The organism is Moorena sp. SIO2C4 (assembly GCF_010672485.1).
Lineage (GTDB): Bacteria > Cyanobacteriota > Cyanobacteriia > Cyanobacteriales > Coleofasciculaceae > Moorena > Moorena producens.
On sequence record NZ_JAAHGN010000065.1, the window covers coordinates 1 to 14,255 of the forward strand.

Below are 14,255 nucleotides of genomic sequence, written 5' to 3' on the forward strand. Positions count from 1 at the left end.
TCCCACACCCCACACCCCACACCCCACAGCTCACGTCTTTGTTAAAAACCTACCCTTATGAGACACCCCACACCCAACGCACCACACCACACACCTGAGGTCTTTGTAAAAAACCTACCCTTATGAGGTGGGGGTCTCCCCCACTCGCTATTGCCGTGGTTTCCCCGGAGACGAAACCTTAGAGAGTGGAGCCTTTAATGTCGGCAGGTTATGCAAAAAAGGGTTAAATATTTTTTAATAAGGCTCCACTCTCTTACGGTAACTTCAAACCACGGGAGCATCCCATTTTGGAAACAATATTACCCAAAGCAACGATATTTCAAGGGTTTCAGCCCCCTAAAAAGAGCTAACGTGCCAAATTGGGATGCTCCCCAAACCACTCGCTATTGCATCAAGACATTGACTGGCATACAATCTTGTCAGTGTCGTAAATCTCGAATCCAAATAAATCCAGGGTAATCCCAGCTATTTTGTATAAATTGTACTTGACAAAATAGACGTTGGCGCAGAGGTTTGCTTTGGCTCAATTCAGACTAGACAATTTCTCCAGAATCAAGGAAATTGGATAGAGATTAAATCAGTCTGTTCACATTCTCAACGGCCCTGATGTCTATTGATTTTAGTACTCCCACCCCATCCCCCCTTTCAACTCAGATGAAACAGCTCAAACATAGCGTGATTAATCAGTTTGAGGCATTGGATGACCCGAGAGTCAAACGGGAACCCAAGCATAAACTTGTAGATCTTGTGACCATCGCCATCTTGGCGGTGCTGTCTGGGGCAGATAATATGGTAGCAATTACCTATGGCAAAGCGAAACAGCAATGGTTAGAGACGTTTTTGGAATTGCCCCATGGTATTCCATCTCACGATACCTTTTCGAGAGTCTTGGCATTGATTGACCCAACTCAGTTGCATGAATGCTTCAATAGTTGGGTGGAGCAGATTACCAACCAGCTAGAGATTAAGCTGATCAATATTGATGGTAAAACGGCTCGGGGTTCCTACGATCGGGAAAAGCAACTCAAAGCCTTACATACGGTGAGTGACTGGGCGAGTGAACATCATCTGGTGTTAGCTCAACAACGGGTGGAGAGCAAATCAAATGAGATCACAGCCATTCCCGTGGTGCTGAACCTACTGGATATTCAAGGTGCAATTATTACCCTAGATGCCATGGGTACCCAGCGCAATATTGCCGCCCAAATCCTTACGGTCGGTGGAGACTATATCCTGGCACTCAAAGGGAATCAAGATTAACTCCACTTGGGAGTGGAGGCTTTCTTTAAGGCGGCACAGACAACCCAGTGGGAGGGCATTGAGTTTAGCTATGACGAGTCTACAGAAGCTGGCCATCATCCCATTGAACATCGGCAAGTCTGGGTAGTGCCCATCACTCAAGTACCCGATTTGCCCCATCGGTCGAAATGGAAGGGCAAGACCTGTGTAGTGATGGTGAAACGATTTGGTCAACTCTGGAACAAAACAACTACAGAGGTCTGTTTTTACATCACTAGCGATAGAGTTGATGCCACCATTTTGGCAAGGGCAATCCGCTCCCATTGGGGGATTGAACATAGCCGACCTTGGGTGGAACGATGTCACATTTAGGGAAGACCACAGCCGTCTTCGTACCGGACATGGACAGGATTATATGGGGCTTTTGCGACGCAAGTCGCTCAATTTACTCAAACGAGAACCGTCAAAGCAAAGTCTTGCCATGAAACGCGCTTCGTGCGGCTATGGACAATGACAATGCTGCTCAAAGTGTTGCTCGGCAACTATGCTAGTTAGAGACCGCTCGACCAGTGCTGGGAGAATTGAACCATAGAGCCAGAGGAAACTACTACGAAGCACGTCCTTACCCTGCCAATAATCATACCTATTGTGCCAACTCTTTATGACGCTTTCATGAGCCGAAGAAGGGATTAAGGTATGATTTAAAACTGTCCTAGGTTTTTGATACCCAGTTGACAAATTTAAATGCGATTACCCTGCAAATAAATCCTATTGCTTGTGCTATTTTGGTGTGGAATTTCCTGAAAATACTAGCTTACTTGAATCAATGTACAGTTGATAAAATTAAGAACCAAAGTTTATCTTCATATTTAACTAAAGAACTTAAAAAACCTTCTTTAGTTATGAATTGATTCTGCTCAGAATCTAATCGATATCTGGTGTCTTTAGGTAAGTCGTGATCTAAAATCATTGGGGGCACAATAACATTGAAAATCAAGGCAATAAAATCCATATTTAGCGTGTAAAAAAATCAAACACACTGTATTATGGATTAGTAAGCATTGATTGATCTCAAGGTTTGGATGTTCGACAAAACCCAAAATCAGGTTGCAGATTGCGTCCCGCTATCAGCAGTCACCACGGGAGCATCCCAATTTGGCACGTTAGCTCTTTTTAGGGGGCTGAAACCCTTGAAATATCGTTGCTTTGGGTAATATTGTTTCCAAAATGGGATGCTCCCGTCACCACTAAGTTTGGTGAAGAAGTCGTTGTGTCCAACGTCTAACCAAGCTACCACTCTAAGCGAACTGAAAACCAGGTTTGCAATACCCCTAAATTAAGGACAGCAAATAGCTGAGTAATCATGTCGTCAGAGAAAAGTAATCAAATTTGAGAAGTTATGAGGTCAAAGTAGTGAGGATCCTCTTAATCTGCACTGAGAAGCTTCCTGTTCCATGTATTCGAGGAGGTGCAATCCAGACTTATATTGACGGAATACTACCTTATCTAAGCAAGTTTCATGACGTTAGTGTTTTTTCTGTCACTGATTCAGATTTGCCCAATCAACATGTGCTGAATGGAGTCAGCTACCAGCGCTTCCCGACAGGTGATATTGAGGCTTACTACCAAGCAGCTGCTAAATTTGCAGCTGAGGAAAGGTTCGATTTAGTCATTCTTTACAATCGCCCTAAATACTTACCCTCTATTGCTGCTGCTAGCCCTAGTAGTCAGTTTATCCTGAGCATGCACAATGAAATGTTTCATGAGGACAAGATTAAACCTGAGGTTGCTAAGAGTTGTCTAGAGAAGGTTAGAGGAGTCATAACAGTCAGCAAATTTATTGCTGATGGAATTGCCGATCTCTTCCCTGAATACCGACATAAACTTCACCCCGTACATGCAGGCGTTGACTTAGAGAAGTTTCAGTCCCGATGGTCACCGGAAGGATCTAGACGTCGCCAAAAATTGCTAAGTTCTCACAGATTGACCGATCGCAAAATCGTTGTCTATGTAGGTCGATTAAGTATTAAGAAAGGACCCCATATCCTGATTTCTGCCCTACCCCAAATTCTAGAACAACACCCATCAACATTTCTTCTTATGGTGGGTAGCAAATGGTACGGCCATAACGAGGAAAATAAATATGTTCGTCAACTGAAAGAACAAGGAAAAACCTATGAAGAATCAATTTACTTTACTGGCTTTATTCCACCTGCAAAAGTCCAGAAGTACTTCCTCATGGGTGACATCTTTGTTTGTGCATCTCAATGGCAAGAACCTTTAGCACGAGTTCATTATGAAGCAATGGCAACAGGTCTTTGTATAGTTACCACAATGCGAGGAGGAAACCCAGAAGTAGTCATCCCAGATATGAACGGTCTCTTGATCAGTGACTATGAGAATCCCGATGCCTTTGCAGGAGCAATTAACTATTTACTGTCCAATAGAGAGTTAGCTGAACAAATGGGTCGATACGGACGCCATCTGGGTGAAAAGTATTATGGTTGGGAGCGGGTTGCTTCAGACATTTTCCGGATTATTTCAGACTGCTGCCTATCCTAATCTTGGATAAGACACAAGATCAGGGGAGAAGGATCGTCTAGTAAGAGCTGATTTGTAAACAAAACCTTAACAAGCCAGTCGGCGAGTCATTAAACGAATCAGCTCCCCGTAAATCATCCCTTCACGCAATGGTTGTGTACAATTCATAATATGCAGCTCAAACGCCGAAATCGATTCAGCAAGCCTTATGTCCGTTCGAGGATCCATCGTTTTGGTAATGTTTCAAATTCCTTTGATGTTCGCTCAATCACCGACCCCCGCACTTGCTCTCCACAAACTTGTTGCACCCCATGAGCAAAATTCGGTAGTGCCTATGCGGAAGTGTGGGAGTGGTAAGATGAATCTTGTCCAAAAATAGTCCTATGAATGATGGAATGCCATCTATGGGGTCATCATAAGACCCATAAACAGGTCAAAACTAGTAAGGGAAGCCAACGGTACTACTGTCGAGTGTGCCAACAAACGTTCACTTCTACTTTTGATACTCTTTACTATCGCCGAAAAATTGAACCCGAAACAATTCACACGGTTCTACAGGCTCATGCAGAGGGAAGTAGTTTGAGAGGAGTCAGTCGGACGACTAATCTCGCCTACAATACGGTAGGAACGCCTGCTGCGAGCAGCTACGGTGATTGGACAAATGATTCATAATGCCCGTGTACAGAAGATTGAAACCTCACAAATCAGCGGTGATGAATTTTGGTCATTTGTCCAAAAAAACAATTTCGCTGTCAGTCCAATGAATTGAAAGAAGGAGACTGTTGGATTGGAATGACTCAAGCATCATCAAGGGGCTTAATTCTGGCAGCTAGAGTAGGTAAACATACTGACCAATTCATCGAAGAATTAATAGTGAATACAGAAGGAAAAACCGATTGTCAACAATGGCGTACTGATGATTGGGGTGGATATAGCGCGAGTTTTACCTCCACAAGTAAGACACATCATCGGTAAAGAGCAGACCCAACAACTAGAGCGAACTAACGGGATTGTCCGACAGCAGACGGGTCTCGGGCATCGGCGACAGAATAAATTTGCCAAGGTCTGGGAGCAGACCTTGGCAACAGTAAGGTTGGTAGTCAGCTATTTCAATTGGATTTGGGTTCATAGTCGCTTTGGCAATACGGCGGCACAAAGGTCTGGGTTAGCGATCGCCCCTTGGAGTTGGAATGACTTGCGCGGCATACCCACACTTTGCTGATGCACTACCGGACGACCATAGTCGTGACTCACAAAGCCTCGGGCGACCAGGGAACCCCCTCAGAGCACACTATTGCTTGGGTGAGCGATCGCATTCTAGATTAGCGATCGCATTCTAGATTAGCGATCGCATTCTAGATTAGCGATCGCATTCTAGATTAGCGATCGCATTCTAGATTAGCGATCGCATTCTGGATTAGCGATCGCATTCTGGATTAGCGATCGCATTCTGGATTAGCGATCGCATTCTGGATTAGCGATCGCATTCTGGATTAGCGATCGCATTCTTGGGAAACCCCAGTTAGTCTAAACTCCAGTTAAAAAGCGATTGACCTTTGGTCACGCTATAGGCATTGCCGACGCTGCTTGAGGTGCGAACGCACTCTTTGTCGAGGCTTCACTAAAAAGCGTACGAAGTCTTTGTCGAGGTTTTATAGCAAGGGAAGTATAGTTTAGGACATAGTCTTTTGGTTGAAAGGGAGCAGGGACTGAGGCCGTAGGCCACGCGGGGCGCGTTCGGAGCAGGGAGCAGAAGATGTCTTAAGCTTTACTTCGACTGCTATAACTAAAAAGCGATTGACCTTTGGTCACGCTTCGCGATCGCACTGTTTGTCGAGGCATCAACTAAAACGCGATTGACCTTAGGTCACGCTATAGGCATTGCCGACGCTGCTTGAGGTGCGATCGCACTCCCCTCCCCCGACACTTCTGTTTCCCTACAGAAGCCCCAGATTCTGATTAGACCTAAAACCAGGAAAGATTTGGGCTAAATTCGAGTCTCCAATCTCCATATGTTCCCTGAGCACAGGCATCAGCACGTCACGAAAATCCGTAGTTACTGCTAAGTCCCGTTTTTCATACAACTGGGATTCAGCCAAACCGGGCCACTCTCCATAGACCTTACCACCGCGAACTCCTCCACCCAAGACCCAGATCACATTCCCGTGTCCATGGTCAGTACCCTTGTTACCATTCTCTGCCAGGGTACGGCCAAATTCTGACATCACCACAATCACAGTATCGGCATAAATCGGTTCTAAGGCTTTGACTAGAGTAGCCAACCCAAGTCCGAGAGGCTTAAGTTTTCGAGCCAGCTGTCCTTGACTACGGCCCTGGTTAACATGGGTATCCCAGCCACCTAAGGCCAAAAATGCCAGTTGGGTCTTAGCATCCCCCACCATCAGCTTGGCTAATTTGCGGCTATCACCAACAAATTTAGAGGAAGGTCGTGCTCCCCGGTTAGCTGCCATCATTTCTTCCTTTAGCTCAGCCAGCAGTATCTTCCGTGCTTCACTTCCTTCCTGATAAGCTAGATTAATCGCATCATTACCACGATAGAGCTGATCAAAAGCAGCATCAATTTGGGGACGGTCTACAGGCAGCTTGTGATTATAATTTCTCCCCATCGGTAAATTAGCCACTGGCATCTGACCGGATAGAATCCGTGGCGTTGTTGTGCCCATATTCACCGCTTGAGTTGGTATTTCCTTGGGAATTGTCCCTAATAGTCGATTCATCCAGCCATCATCTGTACTCTTAATCCCTGGGGTGCCACTTTCCATGTAATCCTGAGCATCGAAATGGGAGCGAGTGGAGTCTGGTGAACCACTGGCGTGAACAAAGGCTAAACTTTTCTGTTTCCAAAGAGGCATCAGATCAGCTAGAGCTGGATGTAAGCCAAAGTAACCATCTAAATCCAAGACTCCCCCTTTTTCCCCGGTGCGAGGAATCGCAATTCTCGGTCGCGCTTGGTAGTAATCAGCGTCTTGGTATGGCACAACTACATTCAGTCCATCTATGCCACCCCGCAGGAAAATAACAATCAGTCGCTTACGGTGATTAGCATTTGCTGTATTTGCTAATCCTCTGGCTACCCAACTCCCCATAGAGATCATTCCCCCAGCAGTTAGGAAGCTAGCTTGTTTTAATAATTTGCGTCTTTTCATTGTTGGTTTTATCTAGCGGTTTTCAATGAGGTGAGGTAGATTTTTTTAGGGAATCGGGAATCGGGAATCGGGAATCGGGAATCGGTAATAAAGAAGAGGGAACAGCGGATCTGGGAACAGCGGATCTGGGAAGAGTTAGGAAAGAGATTCAAGGAATTTTTGGTATTATAATAAATCAGGATTTGGTTTCATGAGCTATTTTTCAATTCTCTAAATAGCTTATATAAAAATTGCAAATTTCAACTTAAACATTGATTTAAAAATTTTAAATAACAAGTCATAATTAATCAGTTTTTCTTCAAAAAAGATAGCGTTTATCAGACTTATTCAGACTTATGAGGTGCAGTCAATTTTCTTACCCCTACTCCCTACTCCCTACTCCCTACTCCCTATTCCCTATTCCCTATTCCCTATTCCCTGTTCCCTATTCCCTATTCCCTGTTCCCTAAGATACTACCGATACATCATTTCTGGACTGCCTAAAATCAAGGCGGCTCGTAGCTTGGCTGGACTAGTGTTGATGACTTCTTTGGTTTGGTCAGAAAAGTGATTGGCTAGGGTTTTCCTGAGTTGGACAGCATCTACAGGTTTACGCTTTTCTTTAGGTTGACGCTGCTCGAAATTACCATTGGCTAATGCAGTGGCAAAGCTGACCCGGCGAATCATCCCATCTGGACTGAGCCAAGCCTTCTCAGTGTTTTTGTAGCCATTGGGAGTTGGGCAGCCGTAGATGGGCATTCCTAGCTGACGGATAATACCAGAGAGGGTTTTCCATTTGGGCTTTTTACTGCCTGTAGCTCGCACTGCTGAGATGATGTAGTGATAGGGGGATTTAAATTTACTGTTGTAATACTGAGTATCCCAAAATTCAGGGCTTTGAAATAGGGTTTCTAGAACCTTACGAATATCCCCATCGGTCTTCAAAAAGCGTTGGGCTAGAGTGTCTACTAGCTTTGCTGGTGGCTGATCAGCTACAAAGTACTGGGCTAATTTGTAGCTAATGTAATGGGCGGTGGAGGGATGACGAGCCAGCAGATCTAGGGCTTGCTCTCCCTCTAGGCTGCCGCTACCTGGAATCGGTGTACCCAGCAAAATCTTATCACTATAATCATGGCGCTTACTTTGGAAATAAAATCCTCTACTGTCACCGTGCTTACCCTCACGGTCAGTAGTCCAGCCAGTCAAGATCCGCGCTAAGGTAATTACATCCTCTTGGGTGTAGCCACCATCTACTCCTAGGGTGTGGAGTTCCATCAGTTCCCGAGCATAGTTTTCATTCAGCCCTTTGTATCGACCACGAGCTCCTGGACTTCCTGGTGCAGTGTTTTGGTGGTTGTCTAAATAGAAAAGCATGGCGGGATGGTGAGCTGTAGCACCTAACAAATCCCGAAAACGACCAAGGGCATGGGGTCTAATGGCATCTTGTTCAAAGGAACTAACCCAGATCCGATTTAATCCCTTGCTATCAAAAACATTGAAGTGGTTGAACCAGAAGTCTACCATTACTTCCTGAAGCTGTTGAGGGCTAGCGATCGCTCTGATTAAACGGGCTTCCAATCCCTGCTGCCTAGGTATTTGCGATCGCTTTTGAGCCTGCTTGCGCTGTTGCTGACTCAGCTGCCGTTTCTTTTTACCTTGTGGTGGTGCATAGCCTTTCCATACCTCCACTGGATTCAGTTCCAGGGTTTCTAAATTATTGAGTTGTTTCCTCAGTTGTGGCGGTTCAGGGATAGATTCTGGGGAAAGCTGGGACTGAATATAGGCATCAACCCCCATGGATTTCACCCGTTCGATGTCCCCAGGGCGAGGACCAAAACTAACACGATTGAGGACATGCAATACTTTCGGGTCAGTGGATAAACTGGCAGCGTGCCAGGGCTTGGGTAGTGCCCATAGGAGGATGACTGCCAAGATTAGCCCTAAGAGCCAGTAGACCGGCTTAAGGTTCAATTTTCCCAGATACATTGGTTTTAGGGAGTAGGGAGTAGGGAGTAGGGAGTAGGGAGTAGGGAGTAGGGGGAAGAGTTTTGTTAGTAGTGGTTTCACCGCACGAGAAGGAGGGAGTGGAAAAAAATCCTGTGCACCTCACTCGTGATGGAAATTGCGGTTGATTAGTTCCTCAACACTGAGGGATCTGGCCACTGGATGATAAGCCACAATTGCCGTTGGCAGTGCCTTTGGTAGACTGGTCTGAATGCAACTGCTGACCTTCATCCTTTTTTTCATACTAATGCGACTAATGCGATCGCGAAGCGTGACCAAAGGTCAATCGCGTTTGGCCGTAGGCCACGCTACGCGAACGCGCAGCGTCGGCAATGCCTATAGCGTGACCAAAGGTCAATCCCATGGTACAGCAGCAGCAAAGTCTGGCAACAATCAAGCCCATCCCATCACTAGGTGTTCAGCCGTTGCGCAGCCCGAAAATACCGGAAGTAGGGTACTTTACCTAACTCTTTTCTCGCTTCAAGCATTAGAATATTAAGAATTGTGTCTAAGTCTTGCTAGAGATTAGTCAAGAACGGATGCAAGACATCAGCAATTCTTAATATTCAAATCCAAAACAGAAACAAAATGGCAAAACATACCAAGGCTTTCATGTCCCGAACCGTAAAAAAGAATGAGCCTACTGGGGTCAAGTATATGACCAAAAACCAGATGGAGTACTATATGGGTGCCAAGCTTATAGAAATTGGGGTTGAGCCGAAATCAGCTATTTATCGATGGTCAGTAGAAAGCAAAGAAAACGATAACGAGGAAGTTTGGACTTACGCTGCCTACTGGGCAGATTCCAAAGAGCAACTGTTGCAAGAGGAGCAGGCATCAAAAGATAACTGAGGTAAGCATTCAGCTGACAGCTGTCAGCTGAATGCTTACGTTTACTTCTAGGACTTTTCCAAATCGATACAGTCATTAGCTAACTGGTCAGCTTCAAGGTTTTGGGTTTTGTTAATCCAGATTAATTCGTAGAAATCAAGTTTATCAAGAAGGGTTTTTGCTCGGGTATGAAAGCTAACCAAATTGTTGTTTTTAACCATATAATCCCCATGGAGCTGGTTAATTACTAGTTCGCAATCTCCATAGATTTTGGCTTGTTTTGCTCCAAGCTTTAGAGTCTTCTGTAGTCCAAGGATTAGTCCCATATACTCAGTTTGGTTTTGGGTAGTAAATCCTACGTATTGAGACACTGGATAAACCTCACCTTGATACTGAATTATAGCACCACAGGCGGACTGATTAGTTCGTCTTTTGCTGACACCATCGAAATGAATAATAGCAAGATTATTCGATTTATCTGTCATGATCTTGTTTAGCTTGTAAGGTGGGCAAAACTAGTTTAGTTATTTTGAGTATTCTAGATAATGGAAGTTTGCCCACGCTACTGTAATTGATATTGTTTTGACAAGCAAATCCCTTACTGAGTCACTGCTACCTCTGTTGTATTCGCCTGCCAAATGTTTATCGTCCGATCAAATCCCCCAGTAGCCAGTAAACGTCCATCCCGACTAAAGGCAACGGATTGTACCCAATCTTGATGTCCAGTCAACCAAGCAATCTGCTTACCAGTGTTCAAATTCCACAACCGAACCCCATCACGACTAGCACTAGCCAGAATTGTGCCATTAACTGGATTAATTGCGATCGCACGAATTTTGCCAGTATGTTTGGCCAAGGTATACTTAAGCTGCCAAGTCTTTGTATCCCAGACCCTAATCTTACCGTCATAACCACTGCTGACTAGGGTTCTACCATTAGGGGTAAAGGCTAGGGCACTAGTGATACCTTGATGAGCTCGAATCACGTAAAGCGGTTGTCCTGTGTTCAGATTCCAAATTTTAATCGTGCCATTTTTGAGTCCACTGACCAAGGTTTCGGCCTTGGGATGAAGCGCTAGGGAATAGGTTGGATGATCAAAATTTGCCAGAGTGTAAAGGGGACGTTGGTTTCTGAGGTCCCACACCCGAATACCATCCAATCCCCCAGTCACTAACACCTTACTATCTGAGGTCATAGCTAGGGAAAGCAAATTGCTTCTATGCCCTAGAAAAGTACGGGTATAGTCTCCTGTGTAGTCTTGCTGATTCCATTGCCACAAGTTGACCCCACCATCCTCCCCGACACTAGCCAGAATTGTCCCATCAGCACTAAAAGCCATGTCAGACACTGAGGTTTGGTGTACTCGCAGGCTATCAATTTCACGACCGGTTTTCAGCCACCATAATTTCAGATGGGCATCACTCCTGCTCCCCCCACTGAGTAGCACTCGCCCACTAGGACTAAATGACAGAGCATCCACAGCGGTAGAATGGGCTGTAATGGTACGCACCAATTGAGGAGTTCTCCAAGATTGAGCCTGGGATGAAGCCATTTCCGGTATAGCTGCAACCATTAGCCCCAGTCTTGATTCCCTAGCGTAGGTGGTACTGGTGACCACTGTCATGATCCCGAGCACAGTTCCCAAAATCGCCAACGGTATTTTTTTCATGGTTGTTGTTCGCGTAGCGTGGCCTATTGGCCAAGGTTAGGGCAAATCGTCTTACTTTTCACCGCGTCAGGGGGATGTTCTTGCCAACCGGAGATTATACCCAACAACTCGGACTTTAGTAGTTCCAATGCTTCTATTTGTTCAGTGATTCCCTCAATTTTGAGCAGTAGATGCTGCTTAACTGCTCCACAAGGTAACTCACCAAAGTCATGGATTTTGAGGATGTCTTGAATCTCACTAAGGCTAAGTCCTAGGGATTGAGCGCGTTTAATAAAAGCCAGTCGATTCAGCACCTGGTTGGTAAACAGGCGATAGCCAGAAGGGGAGCGGGTTGTGACTGGCCTAAGCAGACCAATCTCTTCGTAATAGCGAATGGTCTTCACGGGCAACCCGCTATGACTAGCTACCTGACCAATTTTGAGCCAGTCCTCTGATGAATTGGTGACAAGATCATTGGTAATTGGTAATTGGTAACTGACCACTGTTGACTATGCTTTCCCCTTTGTTTCCCCTATTCCCTTAGGGATGAACAGTTTGATCTTAAAACAGCCTGACCTATCGAGGTGGTTGACGTCGAGGTGCTTGACGCTTGACAGCACTCAACATTGGTAATGGTGGACGGGAAGAACTGGGGGGAAGATACCGCTCCACAGGTTGCTCAGCCAGTTCAGTTTGCTGACTTTGGCTTTGCCACCAACGGACTACCACTGCTATTCCCACCATCATCAGTCCAAAACTGAATAATGACCAGCGTCCGCCTACACCACCAATGACAGCATCCACCGCTCCGATAATCACGATGAAGCCTGAGATTGGCTCTTTACGATAAGCTGACTTCAACACTCGATGCCATAAAGCATTTATCACGGCTTACTACTTACTCTATTTCACAGATTTACTTCTTTTTTAACAGAATAGGCCAGAACTGCCCAACTAGAGCAATAACTTAGTTGGGGGACTTCTATACTGTTACTGAGATATATCTGATATCTATAATTCTTCGATATCCCCAGAGCAACCGGGAAATTCAAGATCAATTTTGCTAATTTTTGAAACGATGGGAGCAGTTATGTTTGAGCTTACAGGAGTAGGCCAGTAGCTAAAGGGATTTTTTCTCTAACCGACTCTTCCACTTACCGACTCTCCGACTAGTTTTAGTGTAAGCTTAACCAGGTTAATAAGTCTTGACCAGTAAAGTATTCAATTGCCAGAGTCAAAATAAAACCAATCATGGCAGCTCTACCATTCAAGCGTTCTGCGTAATCATTAAACCCAAACTTAGGTGACTGGACTTGAGGGACTTTAGAGGGTTGGGGTTGCGTCATAGTGATAAAAGTTGCCAAGCTATAGTAGAGTTACTTAACTTCACTAATTTTAACATTTAGATCACATATAGATACAGCACCAGTAATCCCAAGAGGTAAAAGCATGGAAATAGGTGTTCCCAAAGAAACGAAAGATCAAGAGTTTCGTGTGGGATTAACCCCCAGTAGTGTCAGGGTTTTACAAGAAGCGGGTCATACAGTTTTCGTTGAAACTAATGCTGGCACTGGTGCTGGCTTTACCGATGAGGACTATCAGCGTCAGGGAGCCAAAATTGTCTTAGAGGCTGCTGAGGCTTGGAATCGGGAACTCGTAGTCAAAGTCAAAGAACCCTTAGAGCCAGAGTATCCCTTGCTTCAAAAAGGACAGCTGTTGTTTACTTATCTACACTTAGCCGCTGACCGCCCTTTAACCGAGAAGTTGCTGCAATCGGGGGTGATTGCGATCGCATATGAAACCGTAGAACTCCCAGACCACACCCTACCGCTGCTAACCCCGATGAGCATCATTGCTGGTCGTCTTTCCGTGCAATTTGGAGCCAGATTTCTGGAGCGTCAGCAGGGGGGAAGAGGGGTGCTGTTGGGGGGTATTCCCGGAGTCAGACCAGGTAAGGTGGTAATTCTTGGTGGCGGAGTTGTCGGTACAGAAGCCGCCAAAATAGCTGTGGGGATGGGAGCGAGAGTACAGATTTTTGATATTAATGTTCAACGGTTGAGTTATTTAGAAACCATCTTTGGCTCAAGAGTGGAACTCCTCTACAGCAATTCAGCAGAAATTGAGGCAGCTGTTACTGATGCTGACCTCCTGATTGGGGCAGTGTTAGTCCCTGGTCGTCGCGCCCCCATTTTAGTGCCGCGCTCTCTGGTCAAACAAATGGTTAATGGCTCAGTGATTGTAGATGTTGCTGTGGATCAGGGAGGCTGTATTGAAACATTACAACCCACATCCCATACCAATCCCATTTATATCGAGGAGAGTGTGGTTCACTATGGGGTGCCTAATATGCCTGGAGCTGTTCCCTGCACATCAACTGTGGCTCTAAACAATAGTACTTTCCCCTACGTACTCAGTCTGGCCAATCAGGGGTTGAGCACTCTGGAAAATAATCCCGCTTTAGCCAAGGGCGTTAATGTCCAGAATCACCAGTTGGTTCATCCAGCAGTGCGAGAAGTCTTTCCCGATTTAGCTGATAGCTAAGGTTTTTTTGCTATAGCAATCCTAAATGATTACTATAGCAATTTTCAATTACGTAAGCTACAAATTTTTGAGGTGCGCTTGACCTTGGCGAATTTAATTCTTAATGGTAAGAGCGCACCTAAGCTTTTAGGGAACAGGGAACAGATAACAGATAACAGGGAACAGATAACAGGAAACAGGGAAAAAATCCTGTGTACCTCATTAAGTTAAAAACCCCTATATAGCAATACCTTTAGGAATTGTGAGAATTTTTGTTGTCAAGTTCCCGACTCCCGACTCCCGACTCCCGACTCCCGATTCCCGAC

Annotated in this window: 13 protein-coding genes and 2 pseudogenes; 6 read left to right on the forward strand and 9 right to left on the reverse strand. The window is 45.3% G+C overall.

Going from position 1 to position 14,255, the window contains the following annotated elements; all coding sequences use genetic code 11:
• Window positions 1-654 precede the first annotated feature (654 nt).
• The 3 genes and pseudogenes from F6K20_RS05990 to F6K20_RS06000 all read left to right on the forward strand — a co-directional run bounded on the left by F6K20_RS05990 (window position 655) and on the right by F6K20_RS06000 (window position 5,002).
• Window positions 655-1,611 (forward strand): annotated as a pseudogene (locus tag F6K20_RS05990) (ISAs1 family transposase).
• A gap of 1,041 nt (window positions 1,612-2,652) precedes the next feature.
• Entirely contained in the window at window positions 2,653-3,801 is a 1,149-nt protein-coding gene (locus F6K20_RS05995) for a glycosyltransferase family 4 protein (protein WP_044492374.1), read from the forward strand.
• 366 nt (window positions 3,802-4,167) lie between these two features.
• Window positions 4,168-5,002: pseudogene (locus F6K20_RS06000) on the forward strand (IS1 family transposase).
• 715 nt (window positions 5,003-5,717) lie between these two features.
• Here the strand turns inward: F6K20_RS06000 and F6K20_RS06005 are convergent.
• The 4 genes from F6K20_RS06005 to F6K20_RS06020 form a co-directional block, all read right to left on the reverse strand.
• Entirely contained in the window at window positions 5,718-6,947 is a 1,230-nt protein-coding gene (locus F6K20_RS06005) for a DUF1501 domain-containing protein (RefSeq protein WP_008180434.1), read from the reverse strand.
• Window positions 6,948-6,955: 8 nt separating this feature from the next.
• Entirely contained in the window at window positions 6,956-7,099 is a 144-nt protein-coding gene (locus F6K20_RS06010) for a hypothetical protein (protein WP_154659692.1), read from the reverse strand.
• Window positions 7,100-7,400: 301 nt separating this feature from the next.
• Window positions 7,401-8,912 carry a DUF1800 domain-containing protein gene (locus F6K20_RS06015; protein WP_008180432.1) on the reverse strand — a complete coding sequence of 504 codons (1,512 nt, stop codon included), beginning with the start codon at window positions 8,910-8,912 and terminating at the stop codon, window positions 7,401-7,403.
• Window positions 8,913-9,032: 120 nt separating this feature from the next.
• Window positions 9,033-9,173, reverse strand: coding sequence for a hypothetical protein (locus tag F6K20_RS06020; RefSeq protein ID WP_154659691.1), 141 nt, complete (start codon window positions 9,171-9,173; stop codon window positions 9,033-9,035).
• A 13-nt stretch (window positions 9,174-9,186) separates the two neighbouring features.
• Here F6K20_RS06020 and F6K20_RS06025 point away from each other — a divergent pair, with 13 nt between their 5' ends.
• Both F6K20_RS06025 and F6K20_RS06030 read left to right on the forward strand, forming a co-directional pair.
• On the forward strand, window positions 9,187-9,429 hold the full coding sequence (locus tag F6K20_RS06025) for a hypothetical protein (protein WP_143764194.1): 243 nt from the start codon (window positions 9,187-9,189) through the stop codon (window positions 9,427-9,429).
• 89 nt (window positions 9,430-9,518) lie between these two features.
• Window positions 9,519-9,782 (forward strand): hypothetical protein, encoded by a 264-nt coding sequence (locus tag F6K20_RS06030; RefSeq protein ID WP_008180428.1) that lies wholly within the window; start codon window positions 9,519-9,521, stop codon window positions 9,780-9,782.
• A gap of 47 nt (window positions 9,783-9,829) precedes the next feature.
• On the opposite strand, the gene F6K20_RS06035 is transcribed toward F6K20_RS06030, so the two are convergent.
• The 5 genes from F6K20_RS06035 to F6K20_RS06055 form a co-directional block, all read right to left on the reverse strand.
• Window positions 9,830-10,246, reverse strand: a complete 417-nt coding sequence (locus tag F6K20_RS06035; RefSeq protein ID WP_008180426.1) for a ribonuclease HI family protein — start codon at window positions 10,244-10,246, stop codon at window positions 9,830-9,832.
• Between the two features lie 113 nt (window positions 10,247-10,359).
• Window positions 10,360-11,430, reverse strand: a complete 1,071-nt coding sequence (locus F6K20_RS06040; protein WP_008180424.1) for a WD40 repeat domain-containing protein — start codon at window positions 11,428-11,430, stop codon at window positions 10,360-10,362.
• 23 nt (window positions 11,431-11,453) lie between these two features.
• On the reverse strand, window positions 11,454-11,912 hold the full coding sequence (locus F6K20_RS06045) for a heavy metal-responsive transcriptional regulator (protein ID WP_008180422.1): 459 nt from the start codon (window positions 11,910-11,912) through the stop codon (window positions 11,454-11,456).
• 73 nt (window positions 11,913-11,985) lie between these two features.
• Window positions 11,986-12,294 carry a hypothetical protein gene (locus F6K20_RS06050; protein WP_044492372.1) on the reverse strand — a complete coding sequence of 103 codons (309 nt, stop codon included), beginning with the start codon at window positions 12,292-12,294 and terminating at the stop codon, window positions 11,986-11,988.
• Window positions 12,295-12,584: 290 nt separating this feature from the next.
• On the reverse strand, window positions 12,585-12,755 hold the full coding sequence (locus tag F6K20_RS06055) for a CAB/ELIP/HLIP family chlorophyll-binding protein (RefSeq protein ID WP_008180417.1): 171 nt from the start codon (window positions 12,753-12,755) through the stop codon (window positions 12,585-12,587).
• 103 nt (window positions 12,756-12,858) lie between these two features.
• Between F6K20_RS06055 and ald the strand changes: the two genes are divergently transcribed.
• Window positions 12,859-13,950, forward strand: coding sequence for an alanine dehydrogenase (ald, locus tag F6K20_RS06060; RefSeq protein ID WP_008180414.1), 1,092 nt, complete (start codon window positions 12,859-12,861; stop codon window positions 13,948-13,950).
• Window positions 13,951-14,255: the final 305 nt, after the last annotated feature.

Excerpts from the sequence above, each read along its gene's own strand:
- F6K20_RS06005 (WP_008180434.1), bottom strand. The coding sequence starts at position 6,947 with ATGAAAAGACGCAAATTATTAAAACAAGCTAGCTTCCTAACTGCTGGG.
- F6K20_RS06015 (WP_008180432.1), bottom strand. The coding sequence starts at position 8,912 with ATGTATCTGGGAAAATTGAACCTTAAGCCGGTCTACTGGCTCTTAGGG.
- F6K20_RS06020 (WP_154659691.1), bottom strand. The coding sequence starts at position 9,173 with ATGAAAAAAAGGATGAAGGTCAGCAGTTGCATTCAGACCAGTCTACCA.
- F6K20_RS06025 (WP_143764194.1), top strand. The coding sequence starts at position 9,187 with ATGCGATCGCGAAGCGTGACCAAAGGTCAATCGCGTTTGGCCGTAGGC.
- F6K20_RS06030 (WP_008180428.1), top strand. The coding sequence starts at position 9,519 with ATGGCAAAACATACCAAGGCTTTCATGTCCCGAACCGTAAAAAAGAAT.
- F6K20_RS06035 (WP_008180426.1), bottom strand. The coding sequence starts at position 10,246 with ATGACAGATAAATCGAATAATCTTGCTATTATTCATTTCGATGGTGTC.
- F6K20_RS06040 (WP_008180424.1), bottom strand. The coding sequence starts at position 11,430 with ATGAAAAAAATACCGTTGGCGATTTTGGGAACTGTGCTCGGGATCATG.
- F6K20_RS06055 (WP_008180417.1), bottom strand. The coding sequence starts at position 12,755 with ATGACGCAACCCCAACCCTCTAAAGTCCCTCAAGTCCAGTCACCTAAG.
- ald (WP_008180414.1), top strand. The coding sequence starts at position 12,859 with ATGGAAATAGGTGTTCCCAAAGAAACGAAAGATCAAGAGTTTCGTGTG.